Source organism: Ottowia sp. oral taxon 894, assembly GCF_001262075.1.
In the GTDB taxonomy this organism is placed as follows: Bacteria; Pseudomonadota; Gammaproteobacteria; order Burkholderiales; family Burkholderiaceae_C; genus Ottowia; species Ottowia massiliensis.
Window position 1 is genome coordinate 2,046,158 of record NZ_CP012073.1, and the last position, 22,828, is coordinate 2,068,985.

The 22,828-nt window shown below is 66.3% G+C and carries 20 protein-coding genes; 17 read left to right on the plus strand and 3 right to left on the minus strand.

The features are described from left to right. Window positions 1-32 precede the first annotated feature (32 nt). The 3 genes from ADJ79_RS08920 to rpsT are packed head-to-tail and all read left to right on the plus strand — an operon-like array spanning window position 33 to window position 2,520. On the plus strand, window positions 33-1,355 hold the full coding sequence (locus ADJ79_RS08920; RefSeq protein WP_050715659.1) for an FAD-binding oxidoreductase: 1,323 nt from the start codon (window positions 33-35) through the stop codon (window positions 1,353-1,355). A 47-nt stretch (window positions 1,356-1,402) separates the two neighbouring features. Then, complete coding sequence (locus ADJ79_RS08925) at window positions 1,403-2,167, plus strand: SDR family NAD(P)-dependent oxidoreductase (protein WP_050715660.1); 765 nt, start codon at window positions 1,403-1,405, stop codon at window positions 2,165-2,167. Between the two features lie 47 nt (window positions 2,168-2,214). Continuing rightward, complete coding sequence (rpsT, locus tag ADJ79_RS08930; protein WP_050715661.1) at window positions 2,215-2,520, plus strand: 30S ribosomal protein S20; 306 nt, start codon at window positions 2,215-2,217, stop codon at window positions 2,518-2,520. A gap of 559 nt (window positions 2,521-3,079) precedes the next feature. On the opposite strand, the gene lysS is transcribed toward rpsT, so the two are convergent. Then, window positions 3,080-4,630 (minus strand): lysine--tRNA ligase, encoded by a 1,551-nt coding sequence (lysS, locus tag ADJ79_RS08935; protein WP_050715662.1) that lies wholly within the window; start codon window positions 4,628-4,630, stop codon window positions 3,080-3,082. A gap of 330 nt (window positions 4,631-4,960) precedes the next feature. On the opposite strand from lysS, the gene ADJ79_RS08940 reads away from it, so the two are divergent. Together ADJ79_RS08940 and ADJ79_RS08945 are read left to right on the plus strand one after the other, a co-directional pair. After that, on the plus strand, window positions 4,961-5,281 hold the full coding sequence (locus tag ADJ79_RS08940; RefSeq protein WP_050715663.1) for a DUF485 domain-containing protein: 321 nt from the start codon (window positions 4,961-4,963) through the stop codon (window positions 5,279-5,281). Further along, window positions 5,278-7,035 (plus strand): cation acetate symporter, encoded by a 1,758-nt coding sequence (locus tag ADJ79_RS08945; protein ID WP_050715664.1) that lies wholly within the window; start codon window positions 5,278-5,280, stop codon window positions 7,033-7,035. Before ADJ79_RS08940 ends, ADJ79_RS08945 begins: the two co-directional genes overlap by 4 nt. Before the next feature lie 241 nt (window positions 7,036-7,276). On the opposite strand, the gene ADJ79_RS08950 is transcribed toward ADJ79_RS08945, so the two are convergent. After that, complete coding sequence (locus ADJ79_RS08950; protein WP_050715665.1) at window positions 7,277-8,302, minus strand: TIGR00266 family protein; 1,026 nt, start codon at window positions 8,300-8,302, stop codon at window positions 7,277-7,279. Window positions 8,303-8,748: 446 nt separating this feature from the next. Between ADJ79_RS08950 and ADJ79_RS08955 the strand changes: the two genes are divergently transcribed. The 4 genes from ADJ79_RS08955 (at window position 8,749) to ADJ79_RS08970 (ending at window position 12,850) form a co-directional block, all read left to right on the plus strand. After that, window positions 8,749-9,411, plus strand: a complete 663-nt coding sequence (locus ADJ79_RS08955; protein ID WP_050715666.1) for an NAD(P)H-dependent oxidoreductase — start codon at window positions 8,749-8,751, stop codon at window positions 9,409-9,411. A gap of 129 nt (window positions 9,412-9,540) precedes the next feature. Next, on the plus strand, window positions 9,541-10,833 hold the full coding sequence (locus tag ADJ79_RS08960; RefSeq protein WP_050715667.1) for a TRAP transporter substrate-binding protein: 1,293 nt from the start codon (window positions 9,541-9,543) through the stop codon (window positions 10,831-10,833). Further along, window positions 10,757-11,386, plus strand: coding sequence for a hypothetical protein (locus ADJ79_RS15460; protein WP_253273901.1), 630 nt, complete (start codon window positions 10,757-10,759; stop codon window positions 11,384-11,386). The genes ADJ79_RS08960 and ADJ79_RS15460 overlap by 77 nt, the downstream gene beginning before the upstream one ends. A gap of 165 nt (window positions 11,387-11,551) precedes the next feature. Continuing rightward, window positions 11,552-12,850 (plus strand): TRAP transporter large permease, encoded by a 1,299-nt coding sequence (locus tag ADJ79_RS08970; RefSeq protein ID WP_050715669.1) that lies wholly within the window; start codon window positions 11,552-11,554, stop codon window positions 12,848-12,850. A gap of 164 nt (window positions 12,851-13,014) precedes the next feature. Here ADJ79_RS08970 and ADJ79_RS08975 read toward each other — a convergent pair whose 3' ends face one another. Then, entirely contained in the window at window positions 13,015-14,394 is a 1,380-nt protein-coding gene (locus ADJ79_RS08975; RefSeq protein ID WP_050715670.1) for a Na+/H+ antiporter NhaC family protein, read from the minus strand. 247 nt (window positions 14,395-14,641) lie between these two features. On the opposite strand from ADJ79_RS08975, the gene ADJ79_RS08980 reads away from it, so the two are divergent. From ADJ79_RS08980 to ADJ79_RS09015, 8 genes are all read left to right on the plus strand, one after another. After that, window positions 14,642-15,952 (plus strand): class I SAM-dependent RNA methyltransferase, encoded by a 1,311-nt coding sequence (locus tag ADJ79_RS08980; protein ID WP_050715671.1) that lies wholly within the window; start codon window positions 14,642-14,644, stop codon window positions 15,950-15,952. Continuing rightward, entirely contained in the window at window positions 15,949-16,431 is a 483-nt protein-coding gene (locus ADJ79_RS08985; protein WP_082203224.1) for a putative toxin-antitoxin system toxin component, PIN family, read from the plus strand. Before ADJ79_RS08980 ends, ADJ79_RS08985 begins: the two co-directional genes overlap by 4 nt. A gap of 211 nt (window positions 16,432-16,642) precedes the next feature. Beyond that, window positions 16,643-17,599 (plus strand): hypothetical protein, encoded by a 957-nt coding sequence (locus tag ADJ79_RS08990; protein WP_156304110.1) that lies wholly within the window; start codon window positions 16,643-16,645, stop codon window positions 17,597-17,599. Between the two features lie 307 nt (window positions 17,600-17,906). Further along, a complete protein-coding gene (gspL, locus tag ADJ79_RS08995; protein WP_050715673.1) occupies window positions 17,907-19,157 on the plus strand; it encodes a type II secretion system protein GspL in 1,251 nt (416 codons plus the stop codon). Further along, window positions 19,154-19,684 carry a type II secretion system protein GspM gene (gene gspM / locus ADJ79_RS09000; RefSeq protein ID WP_050715674.1) on the plus strand — a complete coding sequence of 177 codons (531 nt, stop codon included), beginning with the start codon at window positions 19,154-19,156 and terminating at the stop codon, window positions 19,682-19,684. The genes gspL and gspM overlap by 4 nt, the downstream gene beginning before the upstream one ends. Beyond that, window positions 19,681-20,592, plus strand: coding sequence for a type II secretion system protein N (gspN, locus tag ADJ79_RS09005; protein WP_082203225.1), 912 nt, complete (start codon window positions 19,681-19,683; stop codon window positions 20,590-20,592). The genes gspM and gspN overlap by 4 nt, the downstream gene beginning before the upstream one ends. A gap of 360 nt (window positions 20,593-20,952) precedes the next feature. Continuing rightward, window positions 20,953-21,669, plus strand: a complete 717-nt coding sequence (locus tag ADJ79_RS09010) for a Bax inhibitor-1 family protein (RefSeq protein WP_050715675.1) — start codon at window positions 20,953-20,955, stop codon at window positions 21,667-21,669. A 139-nt stretch (window positions 21,670-21,808) separates the two neighbouring features. Next, window positions 21,809-22,771 carry a LysR substrate-binding domain-containing protein gene (locus ADJ79_RS09015; protein ID WP_050716537.1) on the plus strand — a complete coding sequence of 321 codons (963 nt, stop codon included), beginning with the start codon at window positions 21,809-21,811 and terminating at the stop codon, window positions 22,769-22,771. Window positions 22,772-22,828 lie beyond the last annotated feature (57 nt).

The window sequence follows — 22,828 nt, forward strand, 5'->3', positions numbered from 1 at the left end:
CCCGCTTTTTTTCAAAATGAAAAGGAAACGCCATGCCGAAAATGCCCGTTGAAAGCTGGGGCCGTCTGACGCGCGATGCGCACGACTGGCAGGCGCTCACGCAGGCCGATGGCCCGGCGCTGCTGGCGCAGCTGCAAGCGGGCCGGCCTGGCATTGCATATGGCGCGGGGCGCAGCTATGGCGATGTGGCGCTGAACCCCGGCGGCACGCTGTGGGCCACGCGCGGGCTGGACCGCTTCATCCGCTTTGACGAAAACGAAGGCGTGCTCACCTGTGAAGCCGGCGCGCTGCTGCGCGACGTGCAGCGCCTGGCCATCCGGCGCGGCTGGATGCTGCCTGTTTCGCCCGGCACGCAAATGGTGACGGTGGGCGGGGCCATCGCCAACGACGTGCACGGCAAAAGCCACCACAGCACGGGCAGCTTCGGCCAGCACGTGCGCAGCCTGCGCCTGGCGCGCACCGACGGGCAGGTGATTGACGCCGCGCCCCAAGGCGGACAGGCAGACTGGTTTGCCGCCACGGTAGGCGGCCTGGGGCTGACGGGCGTGATCACGCAGGCGCAGTTGCAGCTCGAACGCATTCAAAGCCCCTGGTTTGAGGTGGACGTGCAGCCCTTTGGCAGCCTAGCGGAATTTCTGGCGATCAATGCCGAAACCGGGCAGCAAGGCTGGGCGCACACCGTCTCGTGGATCGACTGCCTGCGCCATCGCGGCGGCACGCGGGGCATCTTCATGCGCGGCAACCTGGTGAAAGAATCCGTGCGGCGGCCCGCTGCGCGCCAGCGGCGCTGGCGCATGCCGCTGACGCCGCCGTTTTCGCTCATCAACCCCTTGTCGCTGCGCCTGTTCAACCTGGCCTACTACCACGCCCACCGGCTGAAGGCGGGCCGGGGGCTGGCCTATTACGAGCCGTTTCTCTACCCGCTTGATCACATTCAGGACTGGAACCGCTTCTACGGCCCGCGCGGCTTTTACCAATACCAGTGCGTCGTGCCGCACGCGGGCGGGGCCGAAGCGGTGCAGGCCATGCTGGACGCCATAGGCGCATCGGGCCAAGGCTCGTTTCTGGCCGTGCTCAAGACGATGGGCGACACGCCCTCGGCAGGCATGCTGGGCTTTGCCATGCCCGGCATCACGCTGGCGCTGGACTTTCCCAACCGGGGGGCGTCCACGCTGGCGCTTTTCGAGCGGCTGGACGCCATCGTTCATGAAGCGGGCGGCCGCATCTACCTGGCCAAAGACGCGCGCTGGCCGCGCAAATATTTCGAGGCCGCCTACCCCCGGTTGCAGGAATTTCTGCCCTACCGCGATCCGGGCATCAGCTCGGCCCTCTCGCGCCGCCTGATGGGCGCCTGACGAGCACTCAATAAGCGCCCGGGACATTTTTTTGAAAACGCATCCTCATGAGCCGCAAACACATCGCCATCATCGGCGCCACCTCCGCCATCGCCGAACACTGCGCGCGCCTGTGGGTTGAGCGCGAACCCCTCACGCTGACCCTGATAGGCCGCGACGAAGAAAAACTGCGCCGCATCGCCGCCGACCTGAAAGCGCGCAGCCCGGCGTCCGAAATTGCCACGCACGCCCAGGCCGATCTCACCAGCGCCGCCGCCATCGCCCAATGCGTGGCCAGCCTGCAAACGCCTGCGCCGCCTGATGTGGCGCTCGTGGCCTTCGGCCTGCTGCCCGACCAGGACGCCTGCGAGCAAAACCTGCAAGTCAATGCCGACGCGCAATGGATCAACGGCGTGGCCCCCGCGCTCTACGCCGAAGCGCTGGCCAACGCCATGCAGCAGGCCGGGCGCGGCGCCGTCGCCGTCATCGGCTCCGTGGCGGGCGATCGCGGGCGCAAATCCAACTACGTCTATGGCGCGGCCAAGGGCCTGGTTGCCCGCTACATGCAGGGCCTGCAACACCGCCTGGCGCTGCAAAAAAGCCCTGTGCGCGCCGTGCTCATCAAGCCCGGCCCCACCGACACGCCCATGACGGCGCACCTGAAAACCGGCACTGGCCGCGCCTCAATGGCCGCGCCTGAAGAAGTGGCCCGCTGCATCGTGCGCGGCATCGACCGGGGCAGGGCGGTGGTTTACGCGCCGGGCAAATGGGCGCTCATCATGCTCATCGTGCGCTGCCTGCCTGGCTTCGTGTTCAGACGCATCAACCTATAATCCGCCGCTTTGCCAGCAACATCCACAAACCTTCAAGGAACATACACATGGCATCAGCCAAACCCAAAAAGAAGAACCCGCGCCTGGCCTCCGGCCGCAAGCGCGTGCGCCAGAACACCAAAATCAACGCCGCCAACACCTCGCTGCGCTCCAAGTACCGCACCGCCGTGAAAAACGTGGACAAGGCCGTGGCCGCAGGCGATCTGGACAAGGCCAAAGCCGCCTTCGCCCTCATGCAATCGGTGGTGGACACCGTGGCCGACAAGGGCATCTTCCACAAGAACAAGGCCGCTCGCGACAAGAGCCGCCTGTCTGCCAAGGTCAAGGCGCTGTCCCAAGCCGCAGCAGCCTGAGCTTTTCTTTCCCAACACAGCCCGGGCGGGCGCATCAAGCCTCCGCCTGCCGTTTGAAACGGGTGCGCTGCCGGCAAAAGCAAAAAACCGCCTTGAGGCGGTTTTTTTGCGCCTGTGCGCCAAGGTCAGCCATGCAAAACAGGCAGGCGGCCCGGATGGCTGCTTTTCGCTATTCAAACAATAGCGGCCTGCGCAGATTCCATCAGGACTTCAGGCTTTTTTGTCTCCTTGAATTCGCTCTTATTTCAAGAGCATCAGGTCTTTGCGCCTGGCCCGCCGCCATGCCTGCGGCGCTTTTTTCAGAGGGCGGCAGGCGCTGATGGTTGATAGCCGCTGGCGCTGCATGCCGGTTTGCGGCTTTGGCAGGCCCGTCCAACTGAGGCCGCAGGCGGCATATGAAAAAGGAGCAAATTCAAGCCACGAAAAACTGCCTTTGCGCCCATTTCGTCAGGATCTCGCGCTATGAAAAGAGAAGCGAAAACAGGCCCTGACGGCTCGCTTCAAGCCAGACTCAAGCCCGGCCCCTGAACAACACGGCTCCAACACGGCTCGCGGCCGCTCACGCCTCGCGCCGCAGGGCGGGAAAGAGGATGACGTCGCGGATGCTGGGGCTGTCGGTCAGCAGCATCATGGTGCGGTCTATGCCCACGCCAATGCCGCCCGTGGGGGGCATGCCGTATTCGAGGGCGCGCACGTAATCGGCGTCGTAATACATGGCTTCGTCGTCGCCCGCGTCTTTGGCGCTGGCTTGCTGCTGAAAGCGTGCGGCCTGGTCTTCGGCGTCGTTGAGTTCGCTGAAGCCATTGGCCATTTCGCGGCCGGTGATGTACAGCTCGAAGCGCTCGGTCACTTCGGGGCGCGCGTCGTTGGCGCGGGCCAGGGGGCTGATTTCGGTGGGGTGCTCCATGATGAAGGTGGGCTGCCACAGCTCGGACTCCACGGCTTCTTCAAAGTACATCACTTGCAGCGCGGGCAGGCTGCGCCGGGAAAGCTGGTCTTTTTCTTCGCTCAGGCCCAGCTTTTTCAGGCGCGAGATGAGCGCGGCGGCGTCATCCACGTGCGCGCCAATGTCGGTGTGCGCGTGCAGCGCTTCGCGGATGGTCATGCGGGCAAAGGGCTGGCTCAAGTCCACGCTGCGGCCCTGGTAAGTCAGTTGCAGCGTGCCCAGCAGCCGCTGCGCGAGGGTGCGGAACAGGCGCTCGGCGCAGTCCATCTGGTCCAGATAGTTCCAGTAGGCGGCGTAAGACTCCATCATGGTGAATTCGGGGTTGTGCCGCACGCTGACGCCTTCGTTGCGAAAGCTCCGGTTGATTTCAAACACGCGCTCGAAGCCGCCGACGATCAGGCGCTTGAGATACAGCTCGGGCGCGATGCGCAGAAACATGTCTTGCTCCAGCGCGTTGTGGTGGGTGACGAAGGGCTTGGCGTTGGCGCCGCCCGGAATGGGGTGCAGCATGGGCGTTTCCACTTCCATGAAGCCTTCATTGACCATGAATTCGCGCAGCACGCCCAGCGCGCGGCTGCGCAGGGCAAAGCGCTGGCGGGCGCTTTCGTCCATGATGAGATCGACGTAGCGCTGGCGGTATTTCAGCTCCTGGTCCTGCATGCCGTGGAATTTGTCGGGCAGCGGGCGCAGGCTTTTGGTGAGCAGGCGCAGGCGCGTGGCGTGAATGGAAAGCTCGCCTTTCTGGGTTTTGAAAACATAGCCTTCGGCGGCGATGATGTCGCCCAAATCCCAGCGCTTGAAGTCGGCATAGGCTTCTTCGCCCACGTCTTCGCGCGTCACATAAATCTGAATGCGGCCCGTGGCGTCTTGCACGGTGGCGAAACTGGCTTTGCCCATCACGCGCTTGAGCATCAGGCGGCCGGCGATGCTGGCGCTGATTTTTTCGCCCGCTTGCAGCTCATCGCCCGTTTTGCCGCCGTGCGCGGCCTGCAAGGCTGCTGCGCGGTCCTGCGGCTTGAAATCATTGGGAAAAGCCACCGCGCCGCCAGCGGCCTGGCGCTCGCGCAGGGCCTTGAGCTTTTCACGGCGCTCGGCAATAAGCTTGTTTTCGTCTTGCGGCTGTTCGCGGGCGGGCGCGGCATTGGCGTGATCGGCTTGGGTCATGGGGGCGGTCGGTTCTTGCGAAGGAAAAACGGCGAATTTTAGGAGGGCGTCCAGGAAGGGCCGCTTTGGCGGCCGGCCTTGGGCGAGCGGCGATGGCATTCGCCCTGCGCGCCCGCAGCGCGCGTAGTTTTCAGGGTTTTCACCAGGCGGAGCGCCGTTTGCGCCTCTTCTTTCCGTATAAACCCGCCCGTGTTTACCCGCCCGGTATTTTCCCTTCCCCGCGTTTTCATGGATTCCGCCAGCCTTGCGGATTTCTAGAATGGTTTGGCGCGGGCTGATGAATGCACAAGAGCGCCCGCGCGTTTCGTCCATGAGACCAGGAGACACGCGATGAATGATTCCATGACCGCGCGCATCAGCCGCAGCCCCAAATATCAGAAGCTCAAGCGCACGCGCAGCCGCTATGGCTGGACGCTCAGTATTCTGATGCTGATCGTTTTTTACGGCTATATCTGCCTGATTGCATTTGACAAGCCATTTTTATCGCGCCCCATTGGCAGCGGCGTCATGAGCATTGGCATTCCGCTGGGTCTGGCCGTGATTGTTTTTTCCGTCGCCATCACCGGCCTGTACGTGCGCCGCGCCAATGGCGAGTTTGACCGGCTCACGCAGGAAATCATTCGTGAAAGCCAGGAGGAGGGCGCAAAATGAAAAACCGGTTTTTCACCCGTTCCATTATTCATTTTGTTTTTGCCGCGCTGGCTTTTTCGCTGGCTTTTCTTGCCGCAGGCGCGGCGCATGCGGCTGGCGATGTGGGCGAGACGGCCAAGCAGGCCACCAACTGGACGGCCATCATCATGTTCATGGTGTTTGTGCTGGCCACGCTGGGCATCACCAAATGGGCGGCCAAGCGCACGCGCTCGGCGTCTGACTTCTACACCGCAGGCGGCGGCATCACTGGCTTTCAAAACGGGCTGGCCATTGCGGGCGATTACATGTCCGCCGCCGCCTTTCTGGGCGTTTCGGCTGCCGTGATGAGTTCGGGCTATGACGGGCTGATTTATTCCACCGGCTTTCTGGTGGGCTGGCCCATCATGACTTTTTTGCTGGCCGAGCGGCTGCGCAATCTGGGGCGCTTCACGTTTGCCGATGTGGCGGGCTACCGCTTCAGGCAGGGGCCTTTCCGCGCCTTTGCCGCCAGCAGCACGCTGGTGGTGGTGGCGTTTTATCTGATTGCGCAAATGGTGGGCGCGGGCCAGCTCATCAAACTGCTTTTCGGGCTGGATTACTGGATTGCCGTGGTGCTGGTGGGCACGCTGATGATGGTTTATGTGTTTTTCGGCGGCATGACGGCGACCACCTGGGTGCAAATCATCAAGGCCGTCATGCTGCTGACGGGCGTGAGTTTCATGGCCTTCATGATCATGCTGAAATACGGTTTCAACCCCGAAGCGCTTTTTGCCGATGCTGTGCGCGTGCGCACGGATATTGCCTCGCGATTGCCGGGCGCCACGCCCGAATCGGCGCAAAAAGCCGGGCTGGCCATTATGGGGCCGGGCGGATTCATTAAAGACCCCGTATCGGCCATCAGTTTCGGCATGGCGCTCATGTTTGGCACGATGGGGCTGCCGCATGTTTTGATGCGCTTTTTCACCGTGCCCAATGCCAAAGAGGCGCGCAAAAGCGTGCTCTGGGCCACGACCTGGGTGGCTTATTTCTTCATTCTGATTTTCATCATCGGCTTTGGCGCCATTACCCTGGTTTTGACCAATCCCGAAATGGCCAATACCGAAACCGGCATGATTCACGGCGGCGCGGGCGCATCCAACATGGCGGCGGTGCTGGTGGCCAAAAGCGTGGGCGGCAATATGTTCTACGGCTTTATTTCAGCCGTGGCTTTTGCCACCATTTTGGCCGTGGTGGCGGGGCTGACGCTTTCGGGCGCCACGGCGGTGTCGCATGACTTGTACGCCACGGTGTTCAAGGGCGGCAAAGCCCGCGTGGCAGACGAGCTGCGCGTCACGCGCATCACTACGGGCGTGCTGGGCGTGATTGCCGTGCTGCTGGGCATTTCGTTTGAAGGGCAGAACGTGGCCTTCATGGTGGCGCTGGCCTTTGCCATTGCCGCTTCGGCCAACTTTCCGGTGCTGCTGCTGTCGGTGATATGGCGCGGCTGCACCACGCGCGGCGCAGTGGCCGGGGGCTTTCTGGGCCTGATTTCGTCGGTGGCTCTCACCGTCGTCTCGCCCTCGGTGTGGGAGAACGTGCTGGGCAACCCGCCCGGCTCGGCGCTGTTTCCCTACTCGTCGCCCGCGCTGTTCAGCATGAGCCTGGGCTTTATCGGCGTCTGGCTGTTTTCAGTGCTGGACGGCAGCGCCCGCGCGCGTGAAGAGCACCAGGCCTTCGAGGCGCAGCAGGTGCGCTCCGAAACCGGCCTGGGCGCGGCGGGCGCCACGGCGCATTAGCGCCCTGCGCCGCGCCCCTTGCTTCCGGCGGTCGGGCAGGCCAGCCTGCCCGACCGCCGGAGAACATCAAAAACAGAAGCAAATATGAGGGGTTGAAAATGCCGTCCTGCGCTCTTCCCACTAGGACATCATGCTATGAATAGAGGAGCGAAATGGCGCCGCAGCCTTGGCCCGCTTTGCGCCAGGGCTGCGGCAACGGCTTGGGAAAGCGGCTTTCCGCGCGGCGGGAGTCCTGAGATTTTCAGAACCTGTTGTCGCCATCCAGCAGGCGGCCCAGGCCGCCGAGCACGGAGCCTTCGCCCACGTCCTTGCCGCCCGTCTGCGGGGCGGCGGCCAGCATGCGGCCCGCCATGCGCGAGAAGGGCAGCGATTGCAGCCAGACTTTGCCGGGGCCGGTCAGCGTTGCCAGAAACATGCCTTCGCCAGCGAACAGCATGCTCTTGATGCCACCGGCGGCGCGCACGTCCATGCTCACGCCGGGGTGGAAGGCGACGACGCAGCCGGTGTCCACGTCAATGCGCTCGCCTGCGGCCAGATCGCGCTCGACCAGCGTGCCGCCCGCGTGCACGAAGACCCAGCCGTCGCCTTCAATCTTTTGCATGATGAAGCCTTCGCCGCCGAACAGGCCCGTGAGAATGCGTTTTTGCAAAAACACGCCCAGCCGCACGCCGCGCGCGCCCGCCAGAAAGCTGTCTTTCTGGCAGATGATGCAGCCGCCGTGCTCGGCCAGCCGCAGCGGCAGCACGGTGCCGGGGTAGGGGGCGGCAAAGGCCACGCGCGCCTTGCCGCGCCCCTGGTGGGTGAAGACGGTGGTGAACAGGCTCTCGCCCGTGACGATGCGCCGCCCGGCGGACAGCAGCTTGTTCATCAGGCCGCCTTCCTGCCGGGAGCCGTCGCCGAAGACGGTGCCCATTTCAATGGCGGCGTCCTTGTACATCATGGCTCCGGCTTCGGCCACGGCGCTTTCGCCGGGGTCCAGCTCCACTTCCACGAAGGGCATGTCGTTGCCCACGATGCGGTAGTCGATGTCGTCGCTTTGCATGCGCGCCAGCTGCTCGGGCAGCGGAATGGGCGGCATGTCTTGCGGCGGGCCGCTTTCAAAGGCTTCGGCGAATTCGGGCATGGCGCGGGCGGGCTGCCAGCCCGAGAGGCCCTGCCGCCAGCACAGGGCGGCCGGGTGCTGGCGCACATAAGCGAAGGCCTGGTCGGCGTCAAACGGCCCCAGGCGCTCGCTTTGGCCGGGCTGGATGAAGTACCACTGAGACAAGGGAAAGCTCCTTTCGTTGAACAAGCCAAGCTGATTGGCGTGAAGGGCCGATTGTTGGGCTTGTGAGCCTGTTCAGCGCTTGCCCGTGGGCGCAAAAGCGCGGCTCCGGGCGGGCTTGCGGGCGATTTGAACGGATACCGCCCGCCAGAGAGCATCAGAAACAGGAGCGAATTCAGGGGGCCATAAATGCCGCCTTGCGCAATCTCCACTAGGACATCACGCTATTGATAAAGTAGCGAAAATTAACTTGCCTGTCCGCTTTTTTGAGGTGGGGCCAGGAGCAAGTTCTCAAGCCGCCCGGCCAGCGCTGCCGCGACGGCAGGCGTGATTCCGAACAAGGCCCGGGCAGGGCGGCGCCGGCAGGAGCGTTCATGGGCGCTGATGGCGGCCAGCCAGCCGCATAATGCCGCTTTTCCCTGCCACTCTTCTTTTGAAAGGAGCCTCCCATGCTGGACAAGCAAGCCATTCTGGATGCCTACCAGTTTCGCCATGCCTGCAAGGCGTATGACCCGGCCCGCAAGATCAGCGACGACGATTTCCGCTTCATTCTGGAAACGGGGCGGCTGTCGCCCAGCTCCTTTGGCCTGGAGCCTTGGCGCTTTGTGGTCGTGCAAGAGCCGCAAACGCGCGCGCTCATCCGCGACATGGCCTGGGGCGCGCGCGAAAAGGTCATGGAGTGCAGCCACTTTGTCGTCATCCTCGCGCGCCAGCCCGCCATGCTCTCGCCCGATGGCGACTATTTGCCGCGCTTCATGCGCGAAGTGCAGCATTTGCCAGAAGAGGTGGTGCAGATGCGTCTGCGCTTTTTCCGCAATTTCAGCGAGAAAGACTTTGAGCTGGCCGGCCACCCGCGCGCTTTTTACGACTGGGCCTGCAAGCAAACCTACATCGCCCTGGGCAACATGCTCACGGCGGCGGCCATGATTGGCGTGGATTCCACCGCCATCGAAGGCTTTCCGCTGGAGGCCATGAACAGCGCACTGGCCGGGCGAGGCCTGTATGACCCGGCCCAGTTCAAGCTGAGCGTGATGGCCGCCTTTGGCTACCGCCTGAACGCCCCGCAGCCCAAGACGCGCCAGCGCCTGCAAGACGTGGTGCAGTGGGCGTGAAAGCCGCGCCAGCGCGCGCCTGCGCTGGCCGTTCGTGGAATCCGTGATTGATTTCACCGGCGCGATAGCTAATCTTCAAGCGCGCTGCAAGCCGCCCGCAGAGGCGGCTGCGCGCGCAGGAGATACATCATGCCGGCCACCCCCCGAATCACCCCCAACACCTTCCATGCCGCGCCCCATGCGCCCGCCCGCCGCGCGCTGCTGGCAGGCGCTTTGGCCCTGGCCCTGCCGGGGCTGCCTGGAGTCCGCCCCGCGCGGGCCGCTGCGCCGCCGTCTGCCATTCAGTGGACGCTCGCCGCTGGCTACGGCCCCGGCGTTTTCATGACCGACAACCTCCGGCAATTTGCCGTCCGCCTGAGCGAAAGCAGCCAGGGCCGCCTTCAGGTGCAAGTGCAGGCGCTGGGCCAGCCCCACAGCATGGCCGACATCCGCAAGGCCACGGGCGAAGGCGCCATCACCGGCGGCCAGGTGCTGGGCAGCGCCATGAGCGCCGAATTTCCCATTGCGGGCATTGACAGCCAGCCCTTTCTCACGGCCTCTCCCCAGGACGCCCGCCGTCTGTGGAAATACCAAAAGCCCGTGCTTGAGAAAGCTTTCGCGGACCGTGGCCTGAAGCTGCTTTACGCCGTGCCCTGGCCCGGCCAGGGGCTGTATGCCGTCAGCCCCTTGAACACCGGCGCCGACTTGCGCGGCCTGCGCATGCGCACCTATAACCTGACCACCGACTCGCTTGCCCAATACGCGGGCGCGCAAGCGCTGAATTTGCCCAGCGGCCCCGCCCTGGAGCAGGCGCTGCAAAGCGGCGGCGTGGATCTCATGCTGACTTCCGGCGCCACAGGCGTTGAGATGAGCGCCTGGCGGCGCTTCAAATACTTCTACGACCTGCGGGCCTACTACCCCAAAACGCTGGTTTTCGTCAGCGCCCGGGCCTTCAACGCGCTGGATGAGGCCCTGAAAAACCTCGTGCTCCAAGCCGCCCGCGCCGCTGAAGACAGCGGCTGGACGCAAAGCGAAAACCAGTCCCGGCAAGCCCTGCAAACCCTGCAGCGCAATGGCATGGAAGTGCTGGCCGCGCCCCCCGGCCTGAAGCTTTTTTTCGACCGCTTTGGCGAGCGCTACGCCATAGACTGGCTCAAGCAAGCAGGCGGCAGCGAAGCCAGCCTGGTTTTCGCCCCCTACCACGCCAGCTTTTTGGCCTGCCGCGCGCGGCCAAGGTTTTGGAAACCTGCTCTAAGCTCGGCGCCAGCTCAAGGAGGCTGTGAATATGGAATCCATTCCCAAAACCGCTCTGGTCGTGGGCGCCACGGGGGCCGTGGGCCGCGAGCTGGTGCGGCAGATGTGCGAGATGCGGCCCGATTACGGGCGGGTGATTGCCTGGGTGCGCAAGCCGCTGAATTACCGCCACGCCAAGCTGTTTGTTGAAGAAATCGACTTCGACCACATAGACGCGCTGCCGCCCGAGCAGGTGCATGACATTTACTGCGCCCTGGGCACGACGCTGAAGCAGGCGGGCAGCGAGGAAGCCTTTTTGCAAGTGGATGTGGAATACCCCAAGGCGCTGGCCCAATGGGGCCGCAAGGCGGGCGCGCGCTGCTTCGTGCTGGTTTCCGCGCCCGACGCCAGCCGCAACTCCAAGCACTTTTACCTGCGCGCCAAGGCCAAGGCTGAAAAGGCGGTGCGGGCGGCCGGTTTTCGCAGCCTGGTGATTGCGCGCGCGCCGCTGATTGACGCGCAGCGCCAGGACTTTCGCTGGACGGAGCTGCTGGGCATTGCCGCCTTTGGCCTGTTTGGCCGCCTGCTGCCAGGCAAGTACGACAAGTACCGCCCCATGTCCGCCGGGGCCATTGCGCAGGCCATTCTGGCGGCCACGCAGGAGCCGCGGCCCGGCGAGCAGGTGGTGTATCCCTACGAGTTCTTCCTGCCGCCGCGCGCCGATGACAACGCAGACGACGATGACGAGGCCGTGATGGGATGAAGCGGATGGAAAGAACAATGGAGAAAGCGCCAAATCAGCTCCTGAATCAATAGCTACAGGTCCTAGATGAATAAGCGCAAAACCTATTTCTAGCCCGCCTGAATTTGCTCCTCTTTCTGATATGAAACCCATGCCGCCCAGCCGGGCGGCTGCAAAGGCTGACCGATGAATCTGGATTACGACACGCTCAGCATCATGCTGTTCGCGCTCTTTGTGGGCCTGCTGGCCGCTGGCGTGCCGCTGGCGGTGACGCTGGGGCTGGCGGGCACGGCGGTGGTGGCGCTGGCCGACCTGGGGCTGTCTTCGGTGCCGCTGAACGTGTACAGCAGCGTCTCCAAATACCCGCTGCTGGCCATTCCGATGTTCGTGCTGGCGGGCATCATTTTCGAGCGCGCGGGCATCGCTGGCTCGATGGTGCGGCTGGCTTCGGCCATCGTCGGCCCGCGCCGGGGCGGGCTGGCCGTGACCACCATTTTGGTGGCGATGGTGCTGGGCGGCATTTCCGGCTCCGGCCCCGCCGCCTCATCCGCCGTGGGGGCGGTGATGATTCCGCAGATGCTGCGGGCGGGCTACCCGCGCGGCTACGCGGCCTCGGTGGTGGCGGCGGGCGCTTCCACCGACATTCTCATTCCGCCTTCCATTGCTTTTGTCATTTACAGCATGCTGGTGCCCGCCGCTGGCGTGCCCGCGCTTTTTGCCGCCGGCCTGCTGCCGGGCGTGCTGGCAGGCGTGGCGCTGATGGCCGGCGCGGTGTGGCTGGCGCGCGCGGGGCGGCTGGGCAACGAGCAGGACCTGCCCCGCCCGCCGTTCTGGAAAAGCCTGCGCGAAGCCATCTGGGCGCTGATGGCGCCCGTCATCATTCTGGGCAGCCTGCGCACCGGCGTGGTCACGCCCACGGAAGCGGCCGTGCTGGCCGTCACCTACGGGCTGCTGGTGGGCGTGCTGGTTTACAAGTCGCTCAACTGGCGCGCCATTTATGAAGTGCTGGTGGAGTCATGCGAAGTCTCTGCCGTCATCCTCACCATCCTGGCGCTGGCCTCGGTGTTTGCCGTGGCGAGCAACGCGCTGGGCACCTTCGAGCACATGGCGGCCTTTCTGGTGCGCTCGGTTTCGTCTGAAACCGCGATGCTGCTGGCCATCAACGTCATCTTGCTGCTGGCGGGCATGTTCATCGACGGCATTTCCATCTTCTTCATCTTCCTGCCGCTGTTTTTGCCCATCATGGCCCACTTCGGCTGGGACCCGGTGTGGTTCGGCGTGCTGATGACGCTCAACATCGCCCTCGGCCAGTTTCACCCGCCCGTGGGCCTGAACCTGGTGGTGACCTGCAAGCTGGCCAATGCCTCCATGGAATCCACCACCCGCTGGGCCTTCGCCCTGGCGCTGTTCATGCTGGCCGTGCTGCTGCTGTGCACCTTCGTGCCCGCCGTGTCGCTGTGGCTGCCGAAGGCGCTGGGGTATTGAGGAGTCTGACTCCGAAAAAAGGAGCAAATCCAAGAATCAAAAAGCGGCGCTTGCGTAGGCGCAGCCTGGAGAAGCTGCTATTGAAGAAGGAGCGGGCCAACGCCGCGCGCAGGCGCGGCGTTGATGGCGGCGTTGATGGCGGCGTTTTGGGCGCTTGCGGCCCCTCAAACCCGGCTGATCGTGCGGCCCGAAAAGCCGAAGGCCAGCGTCAGCAGCAGGCACAGCCAGCAGAAGGTGGCCCAGGGCAGGTAGTCGAGCACGGGCACGCCCAGCGCGTGGCTGATGAACACGCCGCACACGCCCCAGGGCACCAGCGGGTTGATGACAGTGCCTGCGTCTTCCACCGTGCGGGCGATGTTGCGCGGGTGCAGGCCCAGGCGCTCGTAAACGGGCTTGAAGGTGTGTCCGGCCAGCAGCAGGCTCAGGTATTGCTCGCCAATCAGCACGTTCACGCCCAGCGAGGTGGCGGCCACGCTGAAAGTGGCGCGCCCGGCCGTTGTCAGCATGTGGCTGATGCCTGCCAGCAGCGCGGGCAGCACGCCCAGTGCGTTCAGCAGCCCGCCCAGGCTCAATGCCAGGATCACGATGGTCTGCGTGAAAAACATGCTCTCGATGCCGCCGCGCGAAAGCAGCCGCCCCACATCGCCCAGCTCCAGCCCTTCGGGCGGGTGGTAGCCCTTGAAGAAAAAGCCGCCCAGCTCGCCCAGCGCCGGCCCGCCGCTGGCGTAGGTGATGAGCAGCGCCACGGCAATGGTGATGCTGATGGCGTAAATCGTGCTCACCCGCCGCAGCGCCAGCGCCACCAGCGCCACAAAGGGCAGCAGCGCCCAGCCGCTGATCAGGCCGCTGGCGGCCAGTTGCTGCTGAAAGAGCTGCACGCCCGCCAGGCCGCCTTCGCCCACTTGCGCAGGCAGCAGCCACAAAAGCAGCGCCGTGAGCAGCCAGGCGGGCGCCGTGGTGTAGCTCATGTTGCGAATGTGCTCGAACAAATCGATGCCGACGATGGAAGCGGCAATGGCCGTGGTGTCGGACAGCGGCGACATCTTGTCGCCGAAAAACGCGCCCGAAACCACGGCCCCGGCCACGATGGCCGGCTGCGCACCCAGCGCCTGCCCCATGCCCATGAAGGCCACGCCCAGCGTGGCGCAAGTGGTCAGGCTGCTGCCAATGGCAATGCCCACCACGGAAGTGAGCACGAAGGCCGACACGTAAAACAGCCCCGGCGCAATCGCCCCCAGCCCGTAGTACATGAGCGTGGGAATGGCGCCCGACATCATCAGCGCCGACACCAGCAGCCCGATGAAGAAGAACAGGTAAATCGCGCCAATGCCCGACATCACCCCGCCGGCCATGCCGCGCTGCATGTCGGCAAAGGCCAGCCCCTTGAGCCGCCCCAGCGCCAGCAGCGCGCACAGCACGAGGATGATGGACACGTGCGGCGCCCAGCCAAAGCCGATCATGGTCACGCCCATCACGGCAATGCAGGCGGCGGCAAGCAGCGCCGCTTCGGCGGGCTGCATTTCAAGCAGGGGTTTGGCGTTCATTGTTTTTGCAAAAGTGTGGAAGCTGTATCCAGCCGCCAAGCATAGTAGGGTGGCAGTGGCGGCCGCAGCTTTTGGGGCCGACTTTATTTGCTCCTTCATCCATAGCATGAGGTCTTAGTGGAATGTGTGCAAGGCAGGTTTAAAGCCCGCCTGAATTTGCTCCTGTTTTTAATCAGAAACGCGCCACGGCAATCCAGCCCGCCCGGCTGCCCGCGCGGCAGGCGGGGCTTGGCCTACCATGCCTTGCATGAGCGATGAAGCATTGACCCTCTTTCTGCCCTGCGCGGCAGGCGTGCAAGACTTTCTGGCCGACGAAGTACATGGCCTGACCGGCCTGGCCGGGCAAGACCTGCTGATCGAGCGCGGCGGCGTTTACGCGCGCGGCCGCTGGCGCGACGTGATGCGGCTGAACCTGCACAGCCGCCTGGCGCAGCGCGTGCTGCTGGAGCTGGCCCACGCGCCGTGCGAAAGCGAAGACGCGCTCTACGCGCTGGCGCGGCGCGTGCCCTGGGAAGACTGGTTTGGCACGCGCCACACCTTCCGCGTGGACGTCACCGCGCGCGGCAGCGCCTTCAAAAGCCTGCAATTTGCCGCCCTGCGCGTCAAAGACGCCGTTGCCGACCGCTTTCGCGAGCGCAGCGGCGCGCGCCCCAGCGTGCAAACGCAGCAGCCCGACGTGCGCATCCACCTGCACCTGGACGGCGCACACGCCAGCTTGCTGCTGGACACCAGCGGCGAGCCGCTTTTCAAACGCGGCTGGCGGCAAGACAAAGGCGACGCCCCGCTCAAGGAAACCCTGGCCGCCGCCATGCTGGCCGCCAGCGGCTGGTGGCAGCCCGCCCGGCGCGCAGTCGCCGCGCAACCGCTGTATGACCCCTGCTGCGGCAGCGGCACCATCGTCATCGAAGCGGCGCAACTGGCGCTGGGCCTGCCGCCCGGCGGCCAGCGGCGCTTCGCCTTCGAGCGCCTGCCGCTTTTCAAACGCGACGAATGGCAAGCCATGAAAGACGAAGCCGAAGCAGCCGCCCGGCCCGCGCCCGCCGCGCCGCGCATCTTTGGCAGCGACGTGTCGCACCGCATGGTGGACTTCGCCCAGCGCAACGCCGAACGCGCCGGCGTGGCGCAAGCCGTGCAACTGCGCGGCGGCGACGCGCTCCAGCGCCAGCCGCCTTGCGCCGGGTCGGGCCTCATCCTCATGAACCCGCCCTACGGCGAGCGCATCGCCGTCGCCGGCAAAGCTGGCGCCGGAAAAGAAACGGGCTGGAAAACAGGCCAGGGGCGCGAAACCTTCCAAACCGCCACCTTGCGCCGGGGCGATGAAAACAGCCCCGGCCAAGAAAGCGCCCACGACTTCTTCGAGCAACTCAGCCAGCACTGGAAAACCCACTTTGGCGGCTGGACCGCCTGGCTGCTCACGCCCGACGCCCGCCTGCGCGCGCGCTTGCGCCTGAAAGAAAGCCGCCGCGTGCCGCTGTTCAACGGCCCCATCGAATGCCGCCTGCTGCGCTTTGAACTCACCGCCCGCCGCCCGGCCAACGCCCCCGGCCCCGCCGCATGAACCTGGTCATCGACACCAACTGGGCGCTGGACCTGCTGCTGTTTGACGAACCCGCCGCCGCCAGCGTGCGCGCCGCCTTGCAAACCGGGCAAGCGCGCTGGCTGGCCACGCAAAGCATGCGCAGCGAACTGGCCCGCGTGCTTACCTACGCCGCCTTGCAAAAGCAGCTCGCCGCCCGCCACTGCGCCGCCGAACAAGTGCTGGCCGCCTTCGACAACCTGGCCCGCCTGCTGCCCGCCGCCCCGCGCGCGCCCGTGCTGTGCAGCGACGCCGACGACCAGCCCTTCATCGACCTGGCCCTGGCCCACCAGGCCACGCTGCTGACCAAAGACCGCCGCGTGCTCGCCACCGCCCGCCGCCTGGCCCCGCTGGGCGCACGCGTGGCGCAGCGGTGGAATGAGGTGAATGAAGCGCGAGGCCAAACGGCAAACAAATGCTGCCGTTCGCAACAAATCTTGAAAGCGGCGGCGCCTGACTGACTGCCTGCATGCGGCGTCCAGCGCCCGCCTTCCCCCAGTGCGCATGCCCTGGCAGGCGCCGTGCGCGCAGCTTTGCGTCATGCCGGAACCAGGGTAAGTATGTAGCTGTATGCATGCACAGCCTGGTAACCGCACTAGCTTGCCATGCCAGCAGGAGAAGTCATCCAATCGGCTGCTTCAACTCTCTTGAACTTTCACGAAAGGAAACATCATGGCAGGCGGAAAAGGTGGATCGGGCGGCGCGGGTGGCGCTGGCGGCGGACGTGGCGCAGGCGGCAGCCGTGGCGCGGGCCGTGGGCATTCTTCCGGTCATTCTTCGGGCGCCAGCCGGGGCAAGGCGGCCCGGTCGGCATCAAGGACGGCGGCGCGCAGCCCGGCCTCGCGAATCGGCGCTGCTTTCTCGCACGTGGCCAGCGCCGTCAAGGCCGCATTCAATTCAGTTGCGGACAGAGTTGCGCCCAAAGGCTCCTTTGCTGGCAGCCTGCTGGGGCGGCTTGCCACCAGGCTGGGGGTTCCCAGTTCCGTCGTTCACAGCCGGTTCGCCGATGTCGCCTACACCGCGCTGACCGCTGCCAGCCCGGCGTTGGCGCTGGCTGACGGTCTGGCCAGCACCAAAAAGAGCACGTTCGCCGGCGCCTTTTCCACAGGCGTGGCGCAATTGGCGGCCAGCAAAGGACTGCCCGGCTTTGCCGCCAGGGCGCTGGGCGATCTGGCGGCAGGCCAGCTGTCGCGCGCCCAAACGGGCCTGTCGCGCGGCGCGCTGGATGTGGCGCGCTCCATTCAGGAAGGCTTCGGCAGCGTGTTGCATGACGCCACGCGCTCCCTGGGCCAAAGCTTTGCCAGCCACGTGGCTTCCAAGGTGGAAAGCGCCGTGCCCGGCGCCACCCAGGGGCTGGCCCGCGCAGGCACATCCGTCTGGCGCGCGGCCATGAAAGACGGCATGGAGCAAGTCCTTGGCAAGCAAGGGCGGCAGACCATGCAGGAAGAGCTTCCCATCCTGTTTGGCAACAGCGACATGAACCAGGTCACGCAAGCCCTGGCAGGCACGGGCGTGCCTGAAAACGACAAGGAGGCCCAGGCCATCAATGACCCGAATGCCTATGTTCAGCAGGAAATCGAACGCTTCCTGAGCGAGTTCATCGCGCAAATGGATGCCGCACTGCGCTGAGCACGGCCTCGTCTTCTGTCCCCCGCACACAAGCCCCGCTGGCGCTGCATGGCCCGGCGGGGCTTGCCGGTTTCCGGGCCGGCGCAACCGGGTCGCCAGGCGGGAGGAAAGAAGGTTCTTGCTACTTCATCAATAGCAAACTTTTCCGGTAAATAAAGCGACACAAGGCGTTTTTCATGCCGTTGATTTGCTCCTTTTCTTGATGCAAGGCGGCAAACGGCTTCTCCTGCAAATGGCCGGGTTCATTCGCCGCTTGCGCCGTGCGCGGGCTGTTGCTGGCATGGCCTCTCAATAGAATCGCCCGCCCATGAGCCTGCTTCTAGTCATGCTGCCGCCTGGCCCGCCGGGCGTTTATGCCTACGTCACCTCGCAAGACGGCCTGACGGTGGCCCGCCACGGCAGCGGCGTGGCCGCCACGCTGCTGCCGCCAGCCGGGCGCGGCGTGGAGGTGGTGGCCATCGCGCCTGCTGCGCGGCTGGCCTGGCAGCGCGTGGCCTTGCCCAAGGGCGTCGGCCCCGGATCGGCCCGCTTGCGCCCCGCGCTGGAAGGGTTGCTGGAAGACCGTTTGCTGGAAGACGCGGCGCGCCTGCATTTCGCGCTGGAGCCTTCGGCGCGCGGCGGCGGCGGCGAGTGCTGGGTGGCGCTGTGCGACCGCGCCTGGCTCAAGGCGCATTTGAGCGCGCTGGAAGCGGCGCAGCGCCCCGTCAGCCGCATCGTGCCCGAGGCCGCGCCGCAAGACGGCCCTGTTTCGCTGCTGATCACCGGCACGGCAGACCAGCCCCAGGCGCTGATCACGGGCGAGGGCGTGGAAGCTGGCGTGCAGGCGCTGCCTTTCACACCCGCCGCCCTGGCGCTGCTGCCGCAGGACGATGCGGGCCGCTTGCCCGAAGACGCCGCCGTGCAGGCCGAGCCTGCCGTGGCGCAAATGGCCGAGCGCCTGCTGGGCGGGGGCGTGGCGCTGCTGCCGCAGCCCGAGCGCCTGCTGCTGGCGGGCCGCAGCGCCTGGGATCTGGCCCAGCTCGATCTGGCGCAGAACACCCGCGCGCGCGCGGGCAAGCGGCTGGCTTCCTTGTGGCGCGCCTGGCTGCATGAGCGCGTGTGGCGGCCTGCCCGCTGGGGCCTGGCGCTGGCGCTGCTGGCCAATCTGGCCGGCCTGAACGCCTGGGCGTGGAACGAGCGCGCCAGCCTGCGCGACTTGCGCGCGCGCATCGACGCCGTGCTCACCGATACCTTCCCCCAGGTGCGGGCCGTGGTGGATGCGCCCGTGCAAATGGAGCGCGAAGTGGCCGCGCTGCGCCAGGCCACCGGCGCGCCTTCTGCGCGCGACATGGAGCCGATGCTGGCCGCGCTGGGCCAGGCCCTGCTGGCCCGTCCAGAGGCGGGCAGCCCCGCCGCCATTGAATACGACACGGGTGAAATCACCCTCAAGGGCCTGCAACTGGACGGCGCGGCCTTGCAGGATGCCGCCGCCCACTTGCGCCCGCTGGGCTATCAGGCCGAAGCCGTGGAAGGCGGCCTGCGCGTGAGCCAAGCCGCATCCGCTGGAGCGCAGCCATGAGCCGCAGCGGGAAGGCATCTGCCTTTGCGGCGCTGGCCGCATCCGCTGCGGCGGGCTGGGGCAGGCTGCACGCGCGCGAGCGCCGTCTGGTGCTGCTGGCTGCCGCCGTGGTTTTGGGCGCGCTGCTGTGGCAGCTGGCGCTGGCGCCCGCCGTGCGCACGCTGCGGCAGGCCGAAGGCGAGCGCGCCGCGCTTCAGGCGCGCTGGCAGCAGATGCAGCTGCTCAAGAGCGAGGCCGAAGCCTTGCAGGCCATGCCCCGGCTGGCCCCGGGCCAGGCCCAGCGCGCCTTGCAGGAATCGGTTGAGCAGACGCTGGGCGCAGCCGCGCGCCTGAGCATCACGGGCGACCGCGCCACGCTCACCCTCAAGGCCGCGCCCGCCGCCGCGCTGGCGCAGTGGCTGCAGCAGGCCCGCGCCAACGCCCGCGCCGTGCCCACCCAGGCCCGCCTGACGCGCCCGGCGGGCAGCCCGCCCGGCAGCGCCGCCGTGTGGGACGGCTCCATCACCCTCGCCCTGCCGCCGGCATGAGCCGCCGCAAGCCGCGCTTCGCAGACTTTGCCCCGTCCGGGCATTCCGGCTTTGGGCATTCCGAATTTCCTTCGGGCTTCAGCCCCAGCCAGCTGGGCGCGGGCCGCGCCCGCCCGGCCTTGGCCCGCCCGCGCCCGCGCACGCCGTGGCGCTCGGCCCTGGCCGGGGCTTTCATCGGGCTGGCCGTCACCCTCGTCTGGCAGGCGCCTGCCCGCTGGCTGGCCGCTGCCGTGCGCGCGGGCAGCGGCGGCATGGTGCAGCTGGCCGAGCCTTATGGCACCGTCTGGCGCGGCTCGGCCCGCCTCATGCTCGCAGGCGGCGAGGGCAGCCGTGGCCGCGTGGCGCTGCCAGGCCGCGTGCAGTGGCAGCTTTCTCCCGGCTGGCTGGCCGCCAGCGTGCGCCTTCAGGCCGATTGCTGCACGCCCCAGGGGCCGCTGGCCGCGCGCGTGCGCTGGCAGTGGGGCGGCGTGCAGGTGGCCGTGGAAGATGGCCAGTCCGCCTGGCCCGCCGCCCTCCTTGCCGGCCTGGGCACGCTGTGGAACACCGTGCAGCTGCAAGGCGACATCACGCTGCGCACGCAGGGGCTTTCTTTTGGCTGGGTGCAGGGCCGCCTGCATTTGCAAGGGCAGGCCGGGGCCACGGCGCGGCAGGTGGCTTCGCGCCTTTCGCCCCTGAAGCCGCTAGGCTCCTACAGCGTCACCCTCACGGGCGGCGAAACGCCCTCGCTGAGCCTGTCCAGCCTGCCCGGCAGCGCGCTGCTGCTGTCTGGCAGCGGGCAGTGGGTCGGCCAGCGCCTGCGCTTTACCGGCCAGGCTGAAGCCACGCCGGGCACCGAGGCGCAGCTGCTCAACCTGCTCAATATCCTGGGCCGCCGCCAGGACAACAAGGCCGTCATCACCTTCGGGTAGCGCGGCGCGCGCGGCAAGGCTGGCCTGTGCTGTGCAGCCCAACCCGCCGCCTTTCATAGCCGCGCTCTGAACCGGCGCTGGCCGCGAATGAACGGGGCCAAGCCAGCAAGAGAGCGTGAAACGCGTCCCGTTATTCTTGCTCCTTTATCCATAGCAATATGTCCTAGTGGAAACTGCGCAGGACGGCATTTCGATATCCTTGAATTTGCTCCTGTTTCTGATGTAGCCTGGCAGGCTGCGGGGCCATCCGCAAGCCTGGCGCTTCCACCTGCCGCGCGCCGCCGCTGCGCGGCAGGGCGCAGGCGGCTGCATACAATGCCGCTCCCCCTTTTGTTACCCCCTTTTTTGAGGAGATTGCGCATGAGCCTGAACGACCGATTTCTGAATGATTACGCCGCTGGCTCCGCTGGCGCGGATTTCGCCGCGCAGCGCAACCGCGTGCTGCGCAACACCTATTGGCTGCTGGCGCTGTCGCTCGTGCCGACGGTGCTGGGCGCGTGGCTGGGCATGGCCACGGGCATTGGCTATGCGTTCACGGGCTGGCTGCGGCTGGTGGTGTTTCTGGGCGGCGCGTTCGCCTTCATGTGGGCCATTCAGAAAAACCGCAATTCGGGCGCGGGCGTGGCGCTGCTGCTGGGCTTTACGTTCTTCATGGGCGTGATGCTCTCGAGCCTGCTGGGCTTTGTGCTGGGCATGAAAAACGGCGAGGCGGTGGTGATGACGGCCGTGGGCGGCACCGCCGGCGTGTTCGCCGTGATGGCGACGCTGGCCAGCGTGATCAAGCGCGATTTGTCCGGCCTGGGGCGCTGGCTGGCGGTGGGCGCTGCCATCACGTTTGTGGGCTTCATCGCCTGCGGGCTGCTGGCGATGTTTTCCAGCAGCGCATCGCTGCCCTTGCTGATGGGGCTGTGCGCGCTGTCCATCATCGTGTTCAGCCTGTACATGCTCTATGACATCAAGCAAATCATCGACGGCGGCGAGACGAACTACGTGATGGCCACGCTGGAGCTGTATCTGGACATCTACAACGTGTTCCAGTCCCTGCTGGTGCTGCTGGGCGTGACGAACAACGACTGATTCGCCCCGGTCTGCAAAGCTGCGAAAGCCCGCTTCGGCGGGCTTTTTCTCGTCCCGCGCAAGGCATCGCGTAGCAAGATGGCTTTTTCATATCTAACAATGGGATGTAGAATTGCCATCTCGTTTCGAGATGAATTTCATGACCGCCGTGCCCGATTCCGCCGCCGCGCATGACTTTGCCCGCCGCCTGGACTTCACCACGCTGCAACTGTTTGTGGCCGTGGGGGAGACGGGCAGCATCGGCCGCGCCGCCGCGCGCGAGGCGCTGGCCGCGTCGGCCGTGAGCAAGCGGCTTTCGGAGCTGGAGGCCCTGGCGGGCGTGCCGCTGCTGCTGCGCCACGCGCGCGGCGTGGCGCTCACGCCAGCGGGGCAAAGCCTGCTGCGCCACGCGCAAGAAGCGCTGTTCGGGCTGGAGAAGATGCAGGCGGCGCTGGGCGAATACGCCAGCGGCGCGCGCGGGCCGGTGCGCGTGCACGCCAGCATCTCGGCGGTGGTGCAGTTTCTGCCCGACGATCTGGGGCGCTTCGTGCGCGAAAACGCGGACGTGAAGATTGAGCTGCAAGAGCACTTGTCCGCCGACGTGGTGCGCGCCGTGCAGGAAGGCGCGGCGGACGTGGGCATCTGCAACGCCAGCGCCTTGCCGCCCGCGCCGGGCCGCGCCGCGCCGCTGCAATCGCGCCCCTACCGGCAAGACCGCCTGCTGCTGGCCGTGCCGCAGGGCCACCCGCTGGCCGGGCGCGATGAAGTGGCTTTTGCCGACACGCTGGCCTTTGACCACGTGGGGCTGCAAGCGGGCAGCTCCATCAGCCAGGCCATGCAGCAGGCGGCCCGCCGCGCCGGGCGGCCCGTGCGGCTGCGCGTGCGCGTCACGGGCCTGGCCGCCATGTGCCGCATGATTGACAACGGCCTGGGCGTGGGCCTGATGCCCGGGCGCGCCTTCGCGCTGCTGCGCGGCGTGGGCCAGGGCCGCCTGCTGGGCGTGCCGCTGGCTGACGCCTGGGCGCTGCGCCAGATTGCCCTGATCGCCCGCGACTTCGACAGCCTGCCCGCCCCCGCCCGCGCGCTGGTGGCGCACCTGGCGGCGGATGCGCCGCCCGCCTGAAAGCCTTTGCGCAAGCCCTTCAAGCCTTTCCTTCAAGCCTTTGCTTCCCCCGTTTTT

Bases quoted from the DNA above. Each gene is read 5' to 3' on its own strand.
- ADJ79_RS08970 (WP_050715669.1), top strand. From the start codon at position 11,552: ATGAATCTGGATTACGACACGCTCAGCATCATGCTGTTCGCGCTCTTT.
- gspL (WP_050715673.1), top strand. From the start codon at position 17,907: ATGAGCCTGCTTCTAGTCATGCTGCCGCCTGGCCCGCCGGGCGTTTAT.
- ADJ79_RS08920 (WP_050715659.1), top strand. From the start codon at position 33: ATGCCGAAAATGCCCGTTGAAAGCTGGGGCCGTCTGACGCGCGATGCG.
- ADJ79_RS09015 (WP_050716537.1), top strand. From the start codon at position 21,809: ATGACCGCCGTGCCCGATTCCGCCGCCGCGCATGACTTTGCCCGCCGC.
- rpsT (WP_050715661.1), top strand. From the start codon at position 2,215: ATGGCATCAGCCAAACCCAAAAAGAAGAACCCGCGCCTGGCCTCCGGC.
- gspN (WP_082203225.1), top strand. From the start codon at position 19,681: ATGAGCCGCCGCAAGCCGCGCTTCGCAGACTTTGCCCCGTCCGGGCAT.
- ADJ79_RS08945 (WP_050715664.1), top strand. From the start codon at position 5,278: ATGAAAAACCGGTTTTTCACCCGTTCCATTATTCATTTTGTTTTTGCC.
- ADJ79_RS15460 (WP_253273901.1), top strand. From the start codon at position 10,757: ATGCGGCCCGATTACGGGCGGGTGATTGCCTGGGTGCGCAAGCCGCTG.
- gspM (WP_050715674.1), top strand. From the start codon at position 19,154: ATGAGCCGCAGCGGGAAGGCATCTGCCTTTGCGGCGCTGGCCGCATCC.
- lysS (WP_050715662.1), bottom strand. From the start codon at position 4,630: ATGACCCAAGCCGATCACGCCAATGCCGCGCCCGCCCGCGAACAGCCG.
- ADJ79_RS08960 (WP_050715667.1), top strand. From the start codon at position 9,541: ATGCCGGCCACCCCCCGAATCACCCCCAACACCTTCCATGCCGCGCCC.
- ADJ79_RS08980 (WP_050715671.1), top strand. From the start codon at position 14,642: ATGAGCGATGAAGCATTGACCCTCTTTCTGCCCTGCGCGGCAGGCGTG.
- ADJ79_RS08925 (WP_050715660.1), top strand. From the start codon at position 1,403: ATGAGCCGCAAACACATCGCCATCATCGGCGCCACCTCCGCCATCGCC.
- ADJ79_RS08955 (WP_050715666.1), top strand. From the start codon at position 8,749: ATGCTGGACAAGCAAGCCATTCTGGATGCCTACCAGTTTCGCCATGCC.
- ADJ79_RS08975 (WP_050715670.1), bottom strand. From the start codon at position 14,394: ATGAACGCCAAACCCCTGCTTGAAATGCAGCCCGCCGAAGCGGCGCTG.
- ADJ79_RS09010 (WP_050715675.1), top strand. From the start codon at position 20,953: ATGAGCCTGAACGACCGATTTCTGAATGATTACGCCGCTGGCTCCGCT.
- ADJ79_RS08985 (WP_082203224.1), top strand. From the start codon at position 15,949: ATGAACCTGGTCATCGACACCAACTGGGCGCTGGACCTGCTGCTGTTT.
- ADJ79_RS08940 (WP_050715663.1), top strand. From the start codon at position 4,961: ATGAATGATTCCATGACCGCGCGCATCAGCCGCAGCCCCAAATATCAG.
- ADJ79_RS08990 (WP_156304110.1), top strand. From the start codon at position 16,643: ATGGCAGGCGGAAAAGGTGGATCGGGCGGCGCGGGTGGCGCTGGCGGC.